The 19,082-nt window shown below is 57.3% G+C and carries 18 protein-coding genes and 3 tRNA genes; 15 read left to right on the forward strand and 6 right to left on the reverse strand.

Annotated features, from left to right (window positions below; genetic code table 11):
- Positions 1–46: 46 nt before the first annotated feature.
- The 12 genes from GOB94_RS14095 to GOB94_RS14150 all read left to right on the forward strand — a co-directional run bounded on the left by GOB94_RS14095 (position 47) and on the right by GOB94_RS14150 (position 12,396).
- A complete protein-coding gene (locus tag GOB94_RS14095) occupies positions 47–517 on the forward strand; it encodes a phage tail tube protein (RefSeq protein WP_182276511.1) in 471 nt (156 codons plus the stop codon).
- A gap of 80 nt (positions 518–597) precedes the next feature.
- Positions 598–1,062: a hypothetical protein gene (locus GOB94_RS14100; RefSeq protein ID WP_182276512.1), complete on the forward strand. Its 465-nt coding sequence runs from the start codon at positions 598–600 to the stop codon at positions 1,060–1,062.
- Between the two features lie 20 nt (positions 1,063–1,082).
- A complete protein-coding gene (locus tag GOB94_RS14105) occupies positions 1,083–1,346 on the forward strand; it encodes a hypothetical protein (protein WP_182276513.1) in 264 nt (87 codons plus the stop codon).
- Positions 1,343–2,071, forward strand: a complete 729-nt coding sequence (locus tag GOB94_RS14110; RefSeq protein WP_182276514.1) for a hypothetical protein — start codon at positions 1,343–1,345, stop codon at positions 2,069–2,071. The genes GOB94_RS14105 and GOB94_RS14110 overlap by 4 nt, the downstream gene beginning before the upstream one ends.
- 54 nt (positions 2,072–2,125) lie before the next feature.
- Entirely contained in the window at positions 2,126–2,575 is a 450-nt protein-coding gene (locus GOB94_RS14115; protein WP_182276515.1) for an HK97-gp10 family putative phage morphogenesis protein, read from the forward strand.
- On the forward strand, positions 2,568–5,240 hold the full coding sequence (locus tag GOB94_RS14120) for a hypothetical protein (RefSeq protein WP_182276516.1): 2,673 nt from the start codon (positions 2,568–2,570) through the stop codon (positions 5,238–5,240). Before GOB94_RS14115 ends, GOB94_RS14120 begins: the two co-directional genes overlap by 8 nt.
- 33 nt (positions 5,241–5,273) lie before the next feature.
- Positions 5,274–5,930 carry a hypothetical protein gene (locus GOB94_RS14125; RefSeq protein ID WP_182276517.1) on the forward strand — a complete coding sequence of 219 codons (657 nt, stop codon included), beginning with the start codon at positions 5,274–5,276 and terminating at the stop codon, positions 5,928–5,930.
- Complete coding sequence (locus GOB94_RS14130) at positions 5,930–6,490, forward strand: hypothetical protein (RefSeq protein ID WP_182276518.1); 561 nt, start codon at positions 5,930–5,932, stop codon at positions 6,488–6,490. Before GOB94_RS14125 ends, GOB94_RS14130 begins: the two co-directional genes overlap by 1 nt.
- Before the next feature lie 3 nt (positions 6,491–6,493).
- Positions 6,494–6,940, forward strand: coding sequence for a hypothetical protein (locus tag GOB94_RS14135; protein WP_182276519.1), 447 nt, complete (start codon positions 6,494–6,496; stop codon positions 6,938–6,940).
- A 10-nt stretch (positions 6,941–6,950) separates the two neighbouring features.
- The gene (locus tag GOB94_RS14140) at positions 6,951–7,424 is read left to right on the forward strand and encodes a hypothetical protein (RefSeq protein ID WP_182276520.1); all 474 of its coding nucleotides are present in this window, start codon (positions 6,951–6,953) and stop codon (positions 7,422–7,424) included.
- 24 nt (positions 7,425–7,448) lie between these two features.
- Positions 7,449–10,418, forward strand: a complete 2,970-nt coding sequence (locus tag GOB94_RS14145) for a hypothetical protein (RefSeq protein ID WP_182276521.1) — start codon at positions 7,449–7,451, stop codon at positions 10,416–10,418.
- Between the two features lie 34 nt (positions 10,419–10,452).
- Positions 10,453–12,396: an SGNH/GDSL hydrolase family protein gene (locus GOB94_RS14150; RefSeq protein WP_182276522.1), complete on the forward strand. Its 1,944-nt coding sequence runs from the start codon at positions 10,453–10,455 to the stop codon at positions 12,394–12,396.
- 85 nt (positions 12,397–12,481) lie between these two features.
- On the opposite strand, the gene GOB94_RS14155 is transcribed toward GOB94_RS14150, so the two are convergent.
- The 6 genes from GOB94_RS14155 to GOB94_RS14180 form a co-directional block, all read right to left on the reverse strand.
- Positions 12,482–13,660: an integrase arm-type DNA-binding domain-containing protein gene (locus tag GOB94_RS14155; RefSeq protein ID WP_220464935.1), complete on the reverse strand. Its 1,179-nt coding sequence runs from the start codon at positions 13,658–13,660 to the stop codon at positions 12,482–12,484.
- Between the two features lie 164 nt (positions 13,661–13,824).
- Positions 13,825–13,901, reverse strand: a tRNA-Arg gene (locus GOB94_RS14160).
- 12 nt (positions 13,902–13,913) lie between these two features.
- Positions 13,914–14,582 (reverse strand): hypothetical protein, encoded by a 669-nt coding sequence (locus tag GOB94_RS14165; protein WP_182276524.1) that lies wholly within the window; start codon positions 14,580–14,582, stop codon positions 13,914–13,916.
- A gap of 59 nt (positions 14,583–14,641) precedes the next feature.
- Positions 14,642–15,688, reverse strand: a complete 1,047-nt coding sequence (locus tag GOB94_RS14170) for an alpha/beta fold hydrolase (RefSeq protein WP_182276525.1) — start codon at positions 15,686–15,688, stop codon at positions 14,642–14,644.
- Positions 15,688–16,479 carry a DUF72 domain-containing protein gene (locus tag GOB94_RS14175; protein WP_182276526.1) on the reverse strand — a complete coding sequence of 264 codons (792 nt, stop codon included), beginning with the start codon at positions 16,477–16,479 and terminating at the stop codon, positions 15,688–15,690. The genes GOB94_RS14170 and GOB94_RS14175 overlap by 1 nt, the downstream gene beginning before the upstream one ends.
- Before the next feature lie 73 nt (positions 16,480–16,552).
- Positions 16,553–16,627: transfer RNA gene (locus GOB94_RS14180), tRNA-His, on the reverse strand.
- Positions 16,628–16,687: 60 nt separating this feature from the next.
- Here GOB94_RS14180 and GOB94_RS14185 point away from each other — a divergent pair.
- From GOB94_RS14185 to GOB94_RS14195, 3 genes are all read left to right on the forward strand, one after another.
- Entirely contained in the window at positions 16,688–17,221 is a 534-nt protein-coding gene (locus tag GOB94_RS14185; protein WP_182276527.1) for a DUF4112 domain-containing protein, read from the forward strand.
- An 83-nt stretch (positions 17,222–17,304) separates the two neighbouring features.
- Positions 17,305–17,381 (forward strand) — tRNA-Pro (locus GOB94_RS14190).
- Positions 17,382–17,467: 86 nt separating this feature from the next.
- Entirely contained in the window at positions 17,468–18,682 is a 1,215-nt protein-coding gene (locus GOB94_RS14195; RefSeq protein WP_182276528.1) for a site-specific integrase, read from the forward strand.
- The last annotated feature ends 400 nt before the right edge of the window (positions 18,683–19,082 follow it).

Below are 19,082 nucleotides of genomic sequence, written 5' to 3' on the forward strand. Positions count from 1 at the left end.
AGCGGCCCCAACATATGCCACCGCGACGGCATAAGGAGAAATTTCTATGCCTTATATCGATAGCCAGTCGTTTCAGGGAATTGGGGCGCAATTGTCGATCGGCGGAGTTGTCGGCACCGCAGGTGCATTGCTGCCCGTCTTTGAAATCACCGACCAGGCATTTCCCGAGGGAACATGGGACAAGCTCAATGTCTCAAACTTCAATTCGTTGAACAAAGCCAAGGAATACCGCAAGGGTATGGTCGACTTCGGCGAGATGAAGCTGAAGGGCAACTTCGTACCGGCAGACCCTGGCCAACTCGCGCTCGCCGCAGCTTTTGCGGACCCGCAAAATCCCTACCAGTTCACGATGCAGTACCCGAAGGCTCCGGGGCAGGCCACGGCCGGAAATCTGTATGCCTTCAACGCTGTCGTCATGGGCTTCTCGCCGGGCTCCACGCTGCAGCCTGACAAGACGGTTGAACTTTCCGTCACGCTGCAGATCGTCAGTGCTCCCGTGCTCACGGCGGGCAGCTAAACAAGCCGGGCGGTGGTTTTGTCGCGGGGCCACCGCCCGTACCACACACGCGACACACCTCACTCCAATAAAGGAAAGCCATGTCCATCCCCGTGATCATTCCCACCGACCCCACACTCCCCACCGTCACCGTGCCGACTTCCATCGGCGATATCATCCTCTGCCTCGACTTTGAGGCGCTGGCCGAGGCTGAAGCTGCCCTCATCAAGTCAGGTCATGAGGATGTGAACCTTCTACAGTCGCTCAGCATGAACTTTCCAGTTTTCCGGGTACGCATGTTCTTTGCGATTGCTGCACGACGTTTTCAGCCGGAACTCAACTATGACGAGGCCTGCAAGCTTGTAAGCTTACAGAATATTGGCATAATCGCAGATGGGATTCTGGCGGTATGGCAGGCGTCGACGCCGCCAGTGGTCGAAGGTGATGAGGCTGTCAAAAACCCTTCGGTGCCCAGCGACGATTCGGCCGCGTCGAATGCTGGGAGTGGATCGTCGCCGCAGCCCGAAGCCGTCTCGGCATCGGGTGGGACGAACTTCGCCGGCTGACGCCACGGCTATTCTTCCTGATGCTTGACCAGCACCATGCGGCGCAAAAAGCCCATGACTCGGTCATTGAAATAATGGGAGCGCAGATCGTCGCCATGGTCGCGAATACCGGCTTCCGTAGTTTCAAGGAGTGGCGCAAGCCGCAGGAGTTTATGCCGTCGATGCAAGGAAAAACAGCCGAGCATCCGGTATCTCTCGAAGACCGTAAGCGCCATGCCGCCGCTACCTCGGAGATGTATATGCGTATCCTGATGCAGCCGGGAGTGATAGACTCAACGGCATGAAAAGCCAAGCCATTCTGAGTGTCATGGCGCTTTTGCTGGTTATTTCCGCGAAAGCACAGGTTATGGTCAAAGGGCATTATATCGGTGAGACTGCTGCTGATTTTTTGAGGTCAGAGCCGAGCATTGTGGATGATCTGGCGTCGTGCCATTTAGACGATCCGGAACCGCCGCGTAAACTCACTCAAGATGATGTGCGTGAAGCATTCCGGCAGCGGCGCGCCGTCATCATGAACGGGGAAGAAGTCACAAAGGCTGAGGCGGAGAGGTTAGCTGCTGAAGGTAAACTACTTCAGGAATTTCCAGATGATCGGACGCCCACAGAGAAGAGTCGCTGCTCCATACTCTATGCGGCCTTTGAATCGTCAGCTCATCTTAGTGGATTTTTCTCTCGGTCTAAGAATATTGCCCGTGTTGAATGGCAGTTCAGCAATGGAAAATTAGCGGAGATTCTTGTTCAATATTCCTTAGAGGATGCCGACAGAGTCTCTGATGATTTCTCGAAGCGAGTAGGTTTTCCTCCGAAAAATAGTGAAACAGCGGAGTTCAATGTATATGGTGCGCGCTGGGCAGACAACTCCAGTTGCTGGGATGGGTCGTTTACATTCGCATGTCTATCTGAAAGTCATAACCCGGCAGATTCTTATGCGACGCTGCATTTGATATCTAAAGAACTCTTGCAGCAAGAATCTGCGGAGCGCGCAAAACGCCCAAGCCCGCTCGATTGAGTAATGTTAGATTATTCGTAAATGAGCCGCCCACGGGCGGCTTTTCTATTTCCCATGTCCATCACCTATGACAACTCCGGGTTGCAGAAGCGGCTGGAGAAGCTGCGCCAGACGATGGTGGAGGACGCGGCAAAGAAAGCTGTTTTGGCGGGTGCGAAGGTTATTGCTGTAGCGATGGCCGAAGCCGCTCCCGTGCTGGATAAGCGCACCGCAAACAGTAAGGCCTTGGAGCCGGGTTCCGTAAAAGCGGATATACGCGCACGGATGGATCGTGATCCAGATAATGAGATGACAACTGCCATCGCCGGTCCCACGCGGCGTACAGGATATGTCTGTCGCTTTCTGGAGTTCGGACATCGCTGGCTCTGGAAGAAGCGTTACGGTGGCCGATCCGGGCCTGATGTTGAACCGCACCCGTTTCTACGCGCGGCCTATGAGTCAAGCATCAACGAAGCTATCAGCGCACGTGACAATGTGCTGAGGGAGGAGTTGCGAAATGTCTAATAACTCAAATATCGGTGATGTACAAGCGAAGATGACGCTTGATACGAAGTCAACTGAGGAGGGCATCAAGCGGGTAGATGCGCTGAGCTCCGCGACCTCCCGGGCGGCCGTCGCTCGCAAGCAGGCTGAAGCGAAGGCGATGGCGCAGGCTGAGAAGTATGCCGGCGACGCCGTAAGCGATGAGTCGCGCCGCATCCTGGCTGCACGGCTACAGCAGACGCAGGCTGCCCGTGATGTGGCTGACGTATTGAAGTCGGTCAGGAGAGGTTATTTGGATGAGGCCACTGGCGCGCAGGCTGCCGCCGCTGCTATCCAGAAGCAGGTTGCAGCTCAGCGCGAGCTGTCGATGCTTTCGCAGACGGGCTACACGCAGCAGATGGCTGCTTCCGCAGCCGTGCGCAGTCTGCGCGATGGTAATGCTGGAATTCGGTCTGTAGAGCGTTTTATTGATATGTCTCCGGCGGTCGCCGGTGCGATCAGCGGCATCTTTCCGTTGCTGGGAGCGGCTGGTCTCGCGGGGATGTTGTTCAGTATGGGTGAGAAGGGTTATGAGGCCTTCACGAAGATACGTGACGGTGCCCGCGCGACCACGCAAACCTTCAGCGACCTGCACGACAAGGCGCAGGTCCGCATTGACGATCTGGCGATTGAAAATCAGAAGATCCAGGATCAAATTGACAAGGTGTCTGGGCGCCCTAACAATGGCCTGGCGTCGGCGCTGCTTGAAGCAAAGAAGATGGCCGACGAGTTGCTCGATTCATTGCAGGATGACCGGAAGGCGATCGAAGCTCTGCTGAAGGAGCATGAGGTCGGATCGCTGGCATCCATGTTCACCGGCGTTGCCTCGACGGGCGTGCAGAATAAGCAAATGATTGCCGACCAGCAGCATTTACGCGATGCAATCGAGAAGGCCAACTCTGACTACGGACAGGCCGTTACAGGCACGAATGACCAGGCTAAGATCAAAGCGGCCACGGATGCACGGAATGCTGCTGTGCGGGCGGCGTTCCAATCGCAGATCGATACCTACACGCGTGAAGCCGCCCGACTAAAGAAGGAGCAGGACGATAGTAATTCGTCCGTCCGAATGGCACAGCAGGTAGCCGCGCAGACGGGAGCTGATCCTGGTGTCTATGACACCCTCAATAATGCGCAGAAGATTGCGAATGTGCAGGGGCGCGCTCAGCAACTGCGCGACATGATGGCGCAGGCGATGTATGCCGAAAGCATTCAGTCCGGTAGGGTCAAGCTCGGCGGATTGAAGCAGAATAACGGTGACGATGGAGCTTCTCGTAAAGCCGCTGAAGCCCAAATGAAGGGGTGGGAAGACACTGTTGCGAAGATGAAGGCCCAGATGGCCGACGATCACGATGCCATGATCGTCAGTGAGCTCAACTTCTGGCAATCCATGGTGAAGGCCGCGGAGAAGTATCCCGACAATCTGCGGGCCGTATATGACAAGATTGCATCGCTCACGGCTGAATATTGGTCGGAGTTGAACCGGCTGAATACGCAAGGCCTTTCAGAGCAACGAAAAGCGATCGAGGAGCAGGCTAAGGAATGGGCGCATCTTTCCGATGTGATGAATCGTGCGGAGCGAGAAAATCACCGCATGGCTGATGCGCAGGCGCAGCTCGCCGATGTGATGCAGCGGGGGAAAGTGGCGATCGCGGAGCAGCAGACCGCTCATGACCTCGCTACCGGAAGCATCTCGCGCTACGCGGCGGCGATACAGATGGCGAAACTGCACGCGCAGGCCTATGCTGACCAGCTCGAAGCACTGAGAGGGGAGCAGGCGAATGATGACGCCGATGCAAGCCTCGATCCCGAAAACCGCAAGGTGCGCAAAGATGACCGGGATGCGAAGATCGCGCAATTGAATGTCCAGGCGCAGATAGCTGCGCAGTCGGATCAGTGGAGCATCAATAGTGCATCGCCAGCTGGAGGTGTGGGTGAAGCCTTCGCCGAACTGATTCGGCAGGCGAATGACCTCTCGGCCACATTGAAGTCGCTTACTACCGGCACCATCGCAGACTTCAATCGCACATTGATGAGCGTGCTGACTACGCATAATTATCAGCATCGATTTGCCTGGACAGGGCTGGGCAAATCACTTGCTACCAACGTTGGTAATAAGGCATTGACCACAGGTGAAGGTACGGTCGCTGGGATGTTTCATCTCGGTGGTATAGGACAGATGGGCTCGCGTGGTAATCCAATGTGGACGCGGAGCGCTGACCTGGCCACCATGCCAAATGCTTCACAGCAGAACGGTAGAGCTCTTCCTGCCATACTCAGCTCGGCAGCAATGAAGGCAGGTGGTATGGGGCAGACATTTGGCGGTCTTGCCAAAACATTGTTCTCCGCTATCCCTGGCTTTGCCAGTGGCGTGCATGGGTTTGGTGGCGGCCTGGCGCTGGTCGGTGAAGAGGGACCGGAGTATGTCAACATACCGCGCGGATCCAGCGTGTATCCCAACGGCACTCCGCCGCCCATGGGCGGCCTCACCATCCACGTCGATGCTACCGGGTCCACCAACCCTGCGGCGACAGCAGCGCTGGTGCATCAGGCGATCATGGCCGCAGCGCCACACATTGCGCAGGCCACGGCGAAGGGCATCTCCTCCAATGCGCAGCGCAAGCCTCCCAGCAAGCGCTACAACTAGCCCCATGCGTCAGCCATACCCCAAAGGAAACCGATGCCCATCACCACCATCACTCTCGATGGAAACGCTGTCACGCTCGTGCCGCTGCCATCGTCTCCAGCACCCAAATCTGTGTCGCCGTGGATGAGTGATTCGGTCGCGCTGATCACATCGCCGTTTACGGGGCAGACACAGGCGCAGGGGAGCACCGGAGCCGATCTGACGGGGTTGATGGTGACCTATCCGCCGCTGAACCCCAAGCAGGCAGCGCCATTGCTGGCATGGCTCGCGGAGATGCGTGGCATGGCCAATGCCGTGCAGATGACGCCCCCAGAGTATAAGGGGCCACAGGGTGCGCCCTCGGGCACGCCAACAGTCAACAGCACCGCCAGCGGCACCAACCAGGCAGGGAGTTATACGCTCGTTACTCGTGGCTGGAGGGCCAGCGCGGCAAATCTGCTGCTGCCCTGGGACGCGATTCAGTTCGGCTACCGTCTGCATCGCATTGGCATTACGTCGGTATCGTCGGACGCCAGCGGCAATGCGACGTTCAATATCTATCCAAGCCTCCGCGAAGATGTTGCGGATGGCACGCCCATTATCACCGCCAACCCTATGGGGCTCTATCGGCTGGCCCAGAATAAACGCGACTGGGTCATCACTCCTGACTTTTATACCGCTCTCAGCTTTCCGCTGGTGGAGTATCGCTGATGCCCCGCACTGTTGACAGTTCGTTGCTGGCGGCATTTTCGTCAGGCTATGTAGAGCCTGTGACGCTCATGCAGATCCAGTTTCGCTCGCAGTCCTGCTGCGCGTGGTCGGGCGTGGGCTCGCTCGCATGGAATGGTCTCACCTTTCTCGGCGTCGGTTCACTGGGTGCGCTGGGAGACATTCAGGAGAGTGCGGACGTTCACGCGGATGGCAGCAGTGTAGCGCTAAGCGGCATCGATCCTGTGTGGCTCGGGGAGTCGCTGAATGACATCTGGCTCGGCGCACCTGTGCGGCGCTGGACAAGTGCGGTGCAACCGGGAACGCGAACGCTCATCGGAATGCCCTATCTGCACTTCTTCGGCCAGGTGGACAAGCCGAGCATCTATACCGGCGCAGACAAGATTGCCATCAGCCTCAAGCTCGAAACACGGCTCATCAACCATGCCCGCGCCAGCAACCGGCGATACACCGCAGCAGACCAGCACGCCAACGGATATCCGGACGATACCGGATTCAACTCGGTTGAAATTCTGAATGACATTGCACTGGTTTGGGGGTAGACGATGAAGCATGAACTTCCCGTGGGACTCAAATATCACTGCGACGATTGTGGGCTCGTTGTTCCTGCCGATGCTCCTGATCTTCCAAATGCCAATTGCGTTGCGATCGCTAAAGCGAAACTCTCCTACTTTGAGCCAGCCGAGACGCTTGCAGGTCAGTTTGCAATGGCAGCAGCAGCATGGGGACTGATACACCGCAGATCAATCACTGGCGATGCGCCGCACCCCGAAGGCGCAGAGTATCACCGGCGTTTCCGATATGAGCGCAAAAGCCATTTTGCGCTTTCGGCACTGCGAGTTGCGATGACGTATGAGCAGATTGCAGCTGCCAAGAAAGCCCGCGGGGGAAGAGATCGATGGCTATATGTCGAGGATGAAGAGCAATCCTCGGAATCCATGATTCCAGAGCCCACATTTTTGAAGCCATGGCCTAAGCTGCCAACTACCTAAGAAGGTTGTTATGCCACTCAAACGATCGAAGACATGGGAAGCGCACCCGAAGCGCGGCGCTGGCGGAGATTTTGAGAACTATCTCAAAGCCAACCGCTCGCGCCCTTTCGAGTGGGGCCAGCATGACTGCTGCACCTCCGCTGCGAACGCGATTCAGAGCTATACGGGGATCGATATTGCCTCCGATTTTCGGGGAAAATATAGCAATCTCGCTGGCGCGCTGGCGACGATCAAAACCGTTACCGGTGGTACCACTATTGCCGATGCCGCTGCGTGGGTTGCAAACAAGTTTGGGCTTGTTGAGTGGACGCACCCGCTTTGCGCGCAACGCGGCGACCTGGTGCTCCTAAATCAGACCGTCGACGGGCAGCTCGAGACTATCGCAGGGGTTGTGCACTTGAACGGTTCGCAAGTTGTCTGTGTGAATGACAAGGGCTTTGTGATGCATCCGCATCTGGCCGTCGTTCGCGCATGGAAAGTCTAGCTTCAACTCTCTTCGAGGATTCGCATGCCAAAGGCAATTCAAGGCGCAGCCATGCTCGGCGGAGCACTGGCGATGGGCACTGCTGCGTTTTTTGATCCAACGCTGATTGCCAATCCGGTCTATGACGAGTTGATGTTCTCGCTGGCTGTAGGCGGTATTGGGATGGAGGCCGCAGCGATTGCCGGCGCTCTCATGACGAATCCTGGCATGAACATTACGACGCGGTCTCCAGCGTCGCCGCGGCAGTTCATTTATGGCATGCAGCGCGTGGGCGGTGTTGCCATCTACCGCTCTACTACCGGCAGTACGCATAACCAATACAACTATGTGATCGCGATTGCCAATCATGTTTGTTGGGGTATCGATGCGCTCTATCTCGATGGGCGCAAGGTTTGGTTTGATACCTCGAGCGAAGGTTCGGAGGCTGGCCCTGGCGGAATCATATTCGGCGGCAGCGCCGATGGCAATAATCACACTGGTCCCAACGGTGTGCAGTACAACTTCGGCGGCCTCGTCTATTGCCGTGCAAAATACGGCACGCAGGTCTCCGGCGATGTTATTGGCGACCTCACGGCGAATGATCCCAATTGGGCTGCGAGCGCTAGCGGAAATCCCTATGTCGGCGGCTGCACCTATGTCTATCTCAAGGTAGAGTACAACCCCGGCATGTTCCCGGCCGAGCCGCAAATCCGCTTCACGACCTATGGCAAGCCCATCTTCGATCCGCGCACCAGCACCACTGCTTACAGCAGCAATGCTGCGCTGGTCTGCGCGGACTGGGCCTCAGACTCTGTCAATGGACTCGGCCTTACTGTCAACCAAGCGCAGCTCATTGCGGCGGCGAATGTCTGCGATGAAGAGGTATACAGCTCTGTCGCGGCTGCTTATGAATATCGCTATGCCTGCCACTACCACTTCGACAGCGTCACAGCACCCAGCGATGTCTATTCCACGTTGCTCCAGAGCATGGGGGGGCGGCGCTCGCTTATCGGCGGACAGGAGTACATTGTCCCAGCTTATTGGCAGGGGCCGAGCTTCAACTGGGGTCCTGGTGATCTTACCTCTGCGGTCAATTGGGATTCTGTCGCTGCCTTCGCTGACAATGCGAACCGCATCACGGGAACGTATATTGCGCCTAACTATCCGTACAACGTTGCGGGTAATCTTTACGACAGCAACGGGTTTTTTGACGGAGAGATTCAGGACAACTTTCAGTTCGGCTTCACGCAGACGAGCTACCCGCAATATGCGCAAGACCCGCTACACGGCTATGCTGCCGATCAATGGCTGAACGAAGATTCAGGCGTAATCGCGGCATGGACGAGCGGCGCCACCTTTGGACTCGGCGATACTGTGAGTTACACGCAGGTTGTCGCCGGCGTCAGTTTCGCCAGTGTGTGGCGGTCTATCTCCGCAGGAAATGTAGGCAATGCACCTGGTCCTACATCGGCCTTCTGGGTCAATGCAGCTGTTCCGCTGCCCATTGAGCTTGGGCTGCAATCAGTGCTAAGCATCTCCCAGGCGCAGCGTCTTGCGAAGATCGAATTGCTCCGGCGCCGATTCTGGGGACGCGGAACAATCGAGCTCGGATTGCAGGCCTTCGAGCAGCAGAACTTTGATGTATGCACGCTCACGCTCCCGCAGAATGGCTGGGCAGAAAAGACGCTTGAAGTCATTGGTTGCACCTTCCGTGTCATCTCGAAGGATGCAGACCCTGGGGCTGCGCCCACTGCGCCGGAGTATCGACTTACATTCTCAGTTGGCGAAACCGACTCAAGTGTCTACGCGGACTTTGGCACCGGCGAAGAGCAGACCATCTATGCTGTTCCTGCAATACCACAGCAGATCTCAAGCATCGTCGTTCCACCTACCGCGATGGCTATCGAATCGGATGCTTCGACAGCCATCACCGCTCTGGATGGTAGCGTGCAGCCCCGCGCCAAGATTATATGGGACACGCCCGCCGATGGTTTTGCCACGCAGATTGAGAGCCAGTATCGCGTCACAGGCACAAGCACATGGTTGGCTGGCCCCGTGGTCTCCATTGCGCTCAATCAACTCTTTATCGCGGGTATTGTTGCTGGGGCCCAGTATGATTTTCAAATTCGAAGTCTACGTCCAAACGGGGCATCTTCGGTCTGGGTGCAGGTTCTCGCTGCGACTGCGGGCCTCACCATCAACTCGCAGACAGCGCTAGGTGAAGACCCGCAAGCGCTGCAGTCCTCATCATTCACCAATGGCACGTCGACGATCACCTGCCTGCCATTCTCGGTGCTCATCGGCCAGATAGCGGTCTCGCTTTTCCCATCCGGGGCTGTCACGCTCACCAACGACGGCACACTTGGAGGCGCAGGTAGCACTCTTGCGCAGCAGACAACATACTACGTTTATTACAGCGATCCAACTGTCGCTGGCGGCAATGTCACGCCTATCGCGACCACAAATCGAGCAGACTTCCTCGGCAAAAACGGTCTCTTTCTCATCGGAGCCATTACTACTCCCTACGCTGGCAGTGGAGGCGGATCTCCAGTTTCGCGTTATGCGCCCAGTACGGCTACAGATAGCGGGAGCATCACTACGCTCAACGCTAGCTATGCGTATGACGGCAATAGCAGCACCTTTGCCAGCATCACGGGGTCTTATTCCTATCTCGATGGCGCCACGGGGCCAATTGGCGACTGCACCTTTAGCGGCTTTCCTGTTGGCAGTTCATCCTCTGATCGCACACTAAACATTCTTATAGGTGCACATATTGACGTAACCCACGGCGCATCGGCGGGCTCTGTAGTTGTCAACGTCTACTTTGGCGCTACGAAGTCAACGCTTGCCACCTATACCGCAACTACAGTCGGCGCAACGCTCACGCAGGATGTTCCAGCAGGTACAGATATCAGTACTATCTCGGTCGAGGTCGTATCGTCACCGGGCAGCGGCGGCACATCTGGCGCTATCTCTACCGCGCAGGGGCAAGTCTCCGAGATATTCATTCAGTAATACAACTTCAAAAAAAACCAAACAGGAGTCCATTATGAACCGCTATCCGCGGCTGCTCAGTGCAGCTCTCGCCCTCGCATGTCTGTTCTGTCTCGGCCGTGCCGGGCTTGCGCAGACCACCACCATTACCGCCAGCAACCTCAAGATGGCTGGCGCCAAAATTACTACCGGCACAGTCACCTTCACCCCAGTCAACACACTCAATATCGCCATCAGCTTTGCGGATGCAACGGGCTCGCAGAATGGTCCCACTGCATTCAGTTGCGCGATTGCGGATGGTGCCATCACCACCATGAACCAGCCGGATGGCACGACGAGCGGCACCTGCGCCATCCCTGATGCCACCCAGACGACTCCGGCAAACATCCTCTATACGGTGCAGGTCTGCGATACCAGCACTGGCCGCACTACCAGCGGCAAATGCTACACCATGCAGCAGATCCCACAGATCAGCGGCGCAACATGGCCTCTTGACCATTATGGCTCACCAACATCGACCAGCTACTATCAGGGGCTCGTTGCTGCCAGCGGGGCAAGCGTGCCTGCCTCATGCCAAAGCGCCGCAATCTTCACGCGTACCACTGATAGCTCAATGTGGAGTTGCGTGGGCGGAGTTTACGTGCAAGTGGGAACCACAGCAGTTACGCGCCCCTATGCTGACTCTAGCGCGAATATCGCTACCACTGAGTTCGTTTCGGACAGTCTAGGTTTTGTGCCGCCTCGAGGCTCGACCGTCTATTATGTCGATTTTGGTGATTCGCGCGTCGCGGGTTCGGCGCTGCAGGCGGGCGATGCGCCGAGTGATTTTATCCAGTCCATGAGCCATTTCAGTGGTGGAAAAATCAATGTGATCAAGTTGGGCTATCCGGGCGAGACATCTTGCCAGATTTATGCAAATTATGCTGCCACGGCCCACGCCTATGCGGTGAATGGTACCACTCGTACCGTCGTCTACATCCACAACGCAATGGGCGTGAATGACATCCTACTTGGAAACACGGAAGCATCCGCATTTACTTGCATTCAGGAGGTCGTATCAGCAGAAAAAGCTGATGGTATGACGGTAATCCAGGATACTGTATACCCAGTAGCAACTGCACCAATTGCTCAAGCAGACGGTACTTTCGCCTACACGCCGACGTGGTATCCCTCATCGCCCGATGCGAGTTGCATAACGCCAGTGCAGGGCTGGACTGCTTACGGCCCATTATTTGACCAGGTTATTGGCCAACTCAATAGTGACATTCGATTCGCAACATATACAACGGCTCCCGATTACATTATTGATTGGGCAGCACGCGTCACGGATATGTGGGACGTCCAATATACGTGCGAAGGTGTTCACACCACAGCCAAGCTGAATAGAGCATGGGCTCAATATGTCAACAACACCTTTGGCATAGGCACTTCTATCCAAGCTGGAGAGAGCGCGGTTCGAAGGGTTGCAGAGTTCGATTCGCTCTATATCGGCACGCGGCAAGTTGTCGACAATCTTGGAGGAGGTAATTTCGGTTCCGTTTTGTTTACTTCGTTTCCAGCCACAGGGTTCCCGGACCATGGGAGCCTGGAAGGATTTCAAAGCAATACCACCTATATTGATTCAATCGGCAATTGCCCCTCGGGAGCTAGTTGTATCGGCATATTTGATCTACGGCAAGCCGTGGAAGGCGAAGGTTCCAATTTCGATGCATTGAAGAGTGATAGCGCTGGAAATTGGACCGCATACGGCGGATTTACAGGGAGCTATTTCAATACATCTGGAGGCCGCAAAGGCACCTTCGTCTGCACCGCAGGTGGCACGATCACAATTGCCAATACGAAGGAACTTGCCACTTCGGATGTTATTATCTCCCTCAACGCGGCCGGCGGCACTATTTCGACTCGACCAGCGATGAATTCGGTGACGCCAGGAGTGGGATTCTCGGTGCTGTGCGGTGCGGCTGACACAAGCACCTACAATTACGACATTCTGAACTAAGCTCGAAACGATTAGCCAAAGTGGAAAGGAGGTCGCGGAGAATCGCCAGAGCGCCCCGAAGACAACCCCGTCTAGCAGATCACCGCTAGGCGGGGTATTCGGCTAACTTATCCAGGTAATCGGCCCACTCCTGCATCATCTTTTTCCTTGTCGTCAGATGCTTTGTTCGGTTGTAGGCACTGCCGTTGGAGTCCTTCACCTCATGCGCCAACTGCAATTCAATCACCTCGGGTCGATAGTGTAGTTCTTCCTCGATCAACGTACGCGCAGTCGCGCGCAGACCGTGCCCGGTAAGTTCGTCGGCGGGGATTCCCATGCGTCGCATCGCCGCGAGCACGGCGTTGTCGCTCATTGGTCGTATAACTGAGCGCTGGCCAGGAAAGACGTTCAAGCCGCGGCCCGTCAGTTTGTGTAGATCGCGCAGGATGGTTACGGCTTGTGATGCAAGTGGAACAATATGCGGCTTCTTCGTCTTGCTGGAGATGTATCGCCATTCAGCATTGTCGAGCTGAATGTCTGCCCACCGCGCCTTGCGCAGCTCGCCGGGCCGCGCGAACAGCATCGGTGCAAGTTTGAGTGCGGCTTTGACCGCCGGCGTCCCTTTATAGTTATTCATCATCCGCAGATGGGCGGCGAATTCCTCCGGTTCGGTAGGCGCAGCAAAGTGCCCAGATTTGTATGACGGCAGCGACCCGCGCAGGTCCGCAACGATATTATGCTTCGCGCGGCCGGTGGCGACGGCATAGCGATAAATCTGCCCGATGACCTGCAGGGTTCGGTGTGCGCGCTCAAGAGCTCGCTCTTTCACGCGCCGGACTGTGATCAGCACCTCGGGCGCTGTAATCTCCGCGATCGGGCGCGGACCCAGATGTGGGAAGACGTCATTGGCAAGCAGGCTCTGCTGCCGTTTGAAGTGTCCATGCGCCCACCCCGGCTTCTGTTCGGCTAGCCACTCCCTGCCGATGGCCTCGAAGGTATCTGCGGCGCTGAGCTCTCTAGCGGCTGTCAGAACCCTGCGCTCCATTCCAGGGTCCCGACCCTCACGCAGCACCTTGCGTGCATCGCTAACGGAATCCCTGGCATCGCGCAAACCCATGTCTGGATATTTGCCCAATGTAAGACTCTTCTCTTTCTTTCGAAAGCGATATTTCATCCGCCAACTCTTCGTGCCAGTGGGGAGAACCTCGAGATAGAGTCCGAAGGTATCATGAAGCCGACGCTTCTTTGCGGCAGGCTTTGCAGAGCGAATAAGGACGTCGGTCAAGGGCATCTTTGGGGGTATGGCTCGATTCGGGGAAGTTGATACCCCCAATCATCCCCCCATTTTTATGGAGCCGTCAAGAGATGTACTGAGACAAATTGAGCGCAGCATACATACAACACGCAATCCTTTGGAGAAATTGCACGATACACCCCGGGAGGTTGTGCTGGTAGGCGAGACAGGGATCGAACCTGTAACCCCCGACTTAGAAGGTCGGTGCTCTATCCAATTGAGCTACTCGCCCGTTTGTTGATGCCTAGCGTTCGCCGGGCTGGCGGGTGCGGGGCGGGTAGGCCTCCGCTGCATCGATTGTAGCGGAGCCGCGCTGCGGTTCAAGCTCTTTGCTGCGCAACAGGGCTACGATGTCGTCAAGTGCCAACTCCCAGCGGCGATGCGCGATCTCGGGTTCCGGGCCGACGGCGGTGACGTAGAGCGTGACGCTGAAGCCTTCGAGCGGACCGTTGAGGTCAAGCAGGGCAGGGCGCAGTACGCACTCCAGCGCGGCTTCTTCGTGCGACAGCTTTTGCGCGCGGCGCATGATGCGATCAAGGCGGTCCTGCTGCTGGTGGGCGGAGGCGAAGACGCTGCGCTCGCGCCAGAGCAGGTCGATGTAGCTGGCAAAACCGCAGGCGACATCGGACTCGTCGATCAGCAGCTCAAGGCGAAGGGCTTCAAGAGCCTCTGCATCCGCCTGCGAGTTGAGGGACCAGGCATCGCACTTGGCGGTGAGGAAGGGAGAGCGCGTGGCGTTGAGCGAACGCAGTGCGCGGCCGAGTGCGGGATGGCGCTCGGCTTCGGAGATCTCGGCGATGTCGTAGGGCTCGGCGCGGAGATCGACAAAGTGCGCGCCGCTCTCAGCGTCGGACCAGGGAACGATCAGCGTGGGAGCATCGGCCGAGCACTCGGCTGTCCAGTCAGAGAGCATCTACTTAGGATAACGGGTTTGGCGAGTAGGCGCAGCTTTGACCTATCGAGCAGGTAGGCCTAGACGGCGTGATCGAAGATAAAGCGGAGCGCGGTATGTTCGGCCCAGTAGCCGTCGTTGTGGGTGGCGGGGTCGGGTGTGGCGAGGAAGGCGCAGTGGCCGCCGTGCCCGGTTTCCAGCCAGGTGATGTGCGGGTTGGCTTCGATGAGCGAGCGCGTCTCGGGTGTGAAGCGGATGAAGGGGTCGTCGTTGGCGTGAATGATCAACGTGGGCACGGCGATGGACGGGAGCACGCGGGCGGAGGCGGCGCGGTAGTAGTAGTCGTCGGCTGAACGGAAGCCGGAGTAGAGCGCGGTGATGCGGTGGTCGAAGTCGCGCAGAGTGGCGATGCCGTAGGCCATCTGTGGATCGTAGGCACGAGGGAAGAGCATGGCCTTGCGACGAAAGCGCTTGAGCAGCGCGCGCAGGAACCTGCGCTCGTAGAAGCGGTTCTGCTTCTCGTGCAGGGCGTCGGCCGAGGCGGCGAGATCGACTGCGGGTGAGACACCGACGACGGCGCGCAGTTGCGGCACGGATGCGCCGGCCTCGCCCGCGTACTTGAGCATGAGGTTGCCGCCCATGGAGTAGCCGATGAGCGAGATGTGGTTGAGCCCCATCGTTTCCGTGCAAAAGCGCACCACGGCGGCGACGTCGCCGGAGAGCCCGGAGTGGTAAAGAGTGGGTGTGCGTGCGGCCATCTCGTACTTATGGCCGCCGCAGTTGCGCATGTTCATGCGGACGACGTTGGCTCCCGCAGTCCAGAGCTTGTTGGCGTTGCCGATGACATACTGCGAGCGCGAGGAGCCTTCAAGGCCATGCAGCAGGATGACAGTGGGACGGTCGACGCGGACGGCCTCGGGCTGCCAGTGGCACTCGCAGAGGATTTCGGTGGAGATCTGATGATGGTGCGCCGGTGTGACTTCGATGATTTCGGCCACGGGCTCGGGCAATGTGTTGGTTCGCGGGAGGAAGTTACCGGCGATCGTCTGCAGATGGCCGTTGGTGAGCCATTTGCGCGGCTGAAACGGTGGGTAGCCTGCGGGCCAGGCGTGGGGAGTCGACGACATCAGCGCGCACCTGCTTTGCGGGCTGCGTCGAGCAGGGCCGTGGCGTTGAGTGCGCCGGTTGGTTCGTCCTCATGCTTGAAGTAGGCGTAGACCTCCGCGTCTTTGGCGAGAGCTGTGAACTTTTTTGCGAAGGCTTTGAGCTCGGCAGGAGTATAGCCGCCGTCGCGACGCAGACGGTAGCAGTGGAAGTCGGCGGTGGAGACGTCGGGAGTTGCGAGGTCGTCACTCTCTGCGATGCACAAGGCCGCGTTATGACGGCGAAGCACGGAGTAGGTGGCTTCGCTGAACCATGTTGCGTGGCGGAACTCGAAGGCGATGCGGGCAGATTTCGCGGCGAGGGCAGGCAGGCGCAGGAAGGCGTCGAGGCGATCGGTGTCGGCGGCGAAGTTGGGCGGGAGCTGAAAGAGCAGCGGGCCGAGTTTGCCTGCGGCCTTCGCAGGAGCGAGCGAGGCCAGGAACTCGGCGACGGTGTCCTGGCTTTCGCGCAGACGTTGAAAGTGCGTGATGCGCTGCGGTGCTTTGAAGGCAAAGCGGAAGGTGGCGGGGACCGACTCGATCCAGCCCTCAAGCTGTTTGGCAGTTGGCAGGGATCGGAAGGTGTAGTTGACCTCGACCGAGGTGAGGCGTGACGCGTAGTAGCCGAGGAAGGCGCGTGCGGGTGTGCCCGCGGGGTAAAACTCCGGCTTCCAGGTAGGATAGGCCCAGCCGGAGGTGCCGATGTAGAGGTTTGCGGGGTAGTCCGCTGCCGGCGCTGTGGGCGAGGCCTTGCTGGCGGGGGTTGCGCGCGGCAATCAGGGTTCCTTCCAAGCGCGCGAGAACGACAGTCATCGGCGCTTACGGGGATGGAGATTGCGGGAGGGAGATTGGGGCGGCTAGTGGGGTTCGAACCCACGACATCCGCTGCCACAGAGCGGCGTTCTGCCACTGAACTATAGCCGCCGTATCGAAGACAAGTATAGCATCCAACATGGTGGCAGGAAAAGCCGTGGGGTGAATGCGATGCGAGACGCGATAACACCGGAGATTTTGACGCCACAGAAGAAGGGACGCCTGGGTGGTGGCGCAGGCGCGTTTCGGGATGAGAACCTCGACCTGCTCTCGCGTGTGCTGGATACGTGGTTTCGGGTGCCGGGCACGCAGATACGGTTTGGGCTCGATGGAATTGTAGGATTTTTCCCAGGCGTCGGTGACTTCATCGGCGGAGCGGCGAGCTGCATTATTGTGTTGGCCGCGTTCTTCCGGGGTGTGCCGATGATCACCATTGCGCGGATGGTGGTGAATCTGGTGATCGAGGTGGGCGTGGGCATGGTGCCAGTGCTGGGAAATCTCTTCGACATCGGCTGGCGCGCAAACCGGAGGAACTATCACTTGCTGGAGAACAGCCTGCAAGGGCCGGTGCGCGATACTGTCGGCGATTGGCTCTTTATGGGAGTGCTCGCGCTGCTGTTGCTGGCGCTTGCGATGGTGCCGTTCCTGCTGCTGCTGTGGATTGGTGACGGGATTTTGAAGGTACTGCACGCCCCGGGCATGTGAGCGGACGTTCGTTGATTCGATCCATGATGTTCTCGACAACAGGGTTTCCGAGCCGATGATGTGGATGCGATAATGGACAGAGTCGGGGCGTAGCGCAGTCTGGTAGCGCATCTGCTTTGGGAGCAGAGGGTCGGGGGTTCGAATCCCTCCGCCCCGACCATCTAACCCTTTTCCTATCAATATTTTTGACCGAGTATGGGAGGGGTGATACGAAAAGTGATACGAACTTTGTCGTGGGAAGGTCCCATGCAGGTGAATATCACCAAACGTATCGACACCCCGGAGGGCAAGCGCTACTGCCCTGTTGTTGTCGGTCCCAACGGCCGCATCAAGCCCGATTCAGTGATGGTCGATGGACGCCAGGAAAAGCATCCCGAAGGCGCCTACTACCTCGATTGGACCGAAGACGGAAAACGCAACCGCGTGTCCGTCGGCACCGACGCAACTGTTGCCTACAATTGCCGCACTCGAAAACAGCGAGAACTGGATGCGCTCGCATCTGGACTCATCGTTTCCAATCCTCTCGAAGATGACTCTCGCCTAAGAATTAGCGCCGCAGTAGAAGACTTCCTTGAAGAGATGCAACTCAGCCGGCAAAGAAAAACTTGGATGGGGTATATCGTCTCCCTACGATACTTTCAAGAATCCTGTGGCAAGAGATTTCTAGATGAGGTGGAGCGGAAAGATCTCCTACGCCTGGCAGCCTTCCTCCGCGATACGAAGAAGCTTTCATCGCGCACGGTCCACAACAAGTTCGCCGATGTGCTCACCTTCCTGCAGGCCCAGGGTGTTCCGAAATTGATTGGCAAGAATGACCATCCTCGTTTTATCGAGCAAGAGGTCTCGATCTACGAAGAAGAGGAACTATCGAAGCTCCATGCCGTCTGCTCGCCATACCACAGCACGCTCTACGATTTCCTTCTGATGAGCGGCTTCCGGGAGCAGGAAGCAATGCATGTCACCTGGAGCAACGTCCGCTTCAATGCCAATATCATCGAGATGCGCTGGAAGCCACAGTTCAATTGGACTCCGAAGTCCTACAAAGAGCGGGAAGTTCCTGTGCCGGACGAGTTACTCGCTAGATTGGAAGCCCATCGTAAGTCCCTACCAGCATCACGCTCATCGGCTCAAGCGTTGGTCTTCAGCACAGCAAACAACACGCACGACAAACATATGCTGCGTGCACTCAAGCGAAACGCTAAGAAAGCCAAGCTGAATCCTGATGAGTTCTGGCTTCACAAATTTCGGGCGACCTTTGCAACAACTCACCTACAGGCTGGCGTCGACCTCAGAACAGTGATGACCTGGATGGGACAGACCAATCTGGAGAGCATTATCCGGTATCTCAAGCCGGCGAGAAGTTCGACCATGATCGAGAAGGTGAATGTGAGCTTCGCGGCTCACAAAAGGATGCGGCCACATTTGCTATCGACCGAGCCGATGGAAACCGCTATGAAGTAGTCTTTTCAGCCCTATTGCGCGATAAAGAGGAAGACAGCCTTCCCGTCGTTACTTTGACGTGTTCACTATCGACAAAAGTTTTGGGGGCCTTTTCGGGGCAGGAAACGCGCGCGCATAGACTGCTGCAAGTTCAACCTGTCCTTCCTTCACGCTTGGATAAGACTTCAGAATGCGATCTACCGGAATCCCCGCCTCGAAGGAAGCAGCAATAGCGTGAACCGGGACCCGAGTCCCTTTAATCACTGGAGTTCCACTCAGAATCTCGGGATCCTCAACCACCATTTCGCGAGCTTCCTCTAATCGATCCATATACGCCCAGTCCCCCTCTTGAAAAGAGTGTAGATCAAGGGATTGCGGATACATGCGGCTTGGTTTTGACTCTCACGACATCCAGATTGGC

Source organism: Granulicella sp. 5B5, assembly GCF_014083945.1.
GTDB lineage: Bacteria > Acidobacteriota > Terriglobia > Terriglobales > Acidobacteriaceae > Granulicella.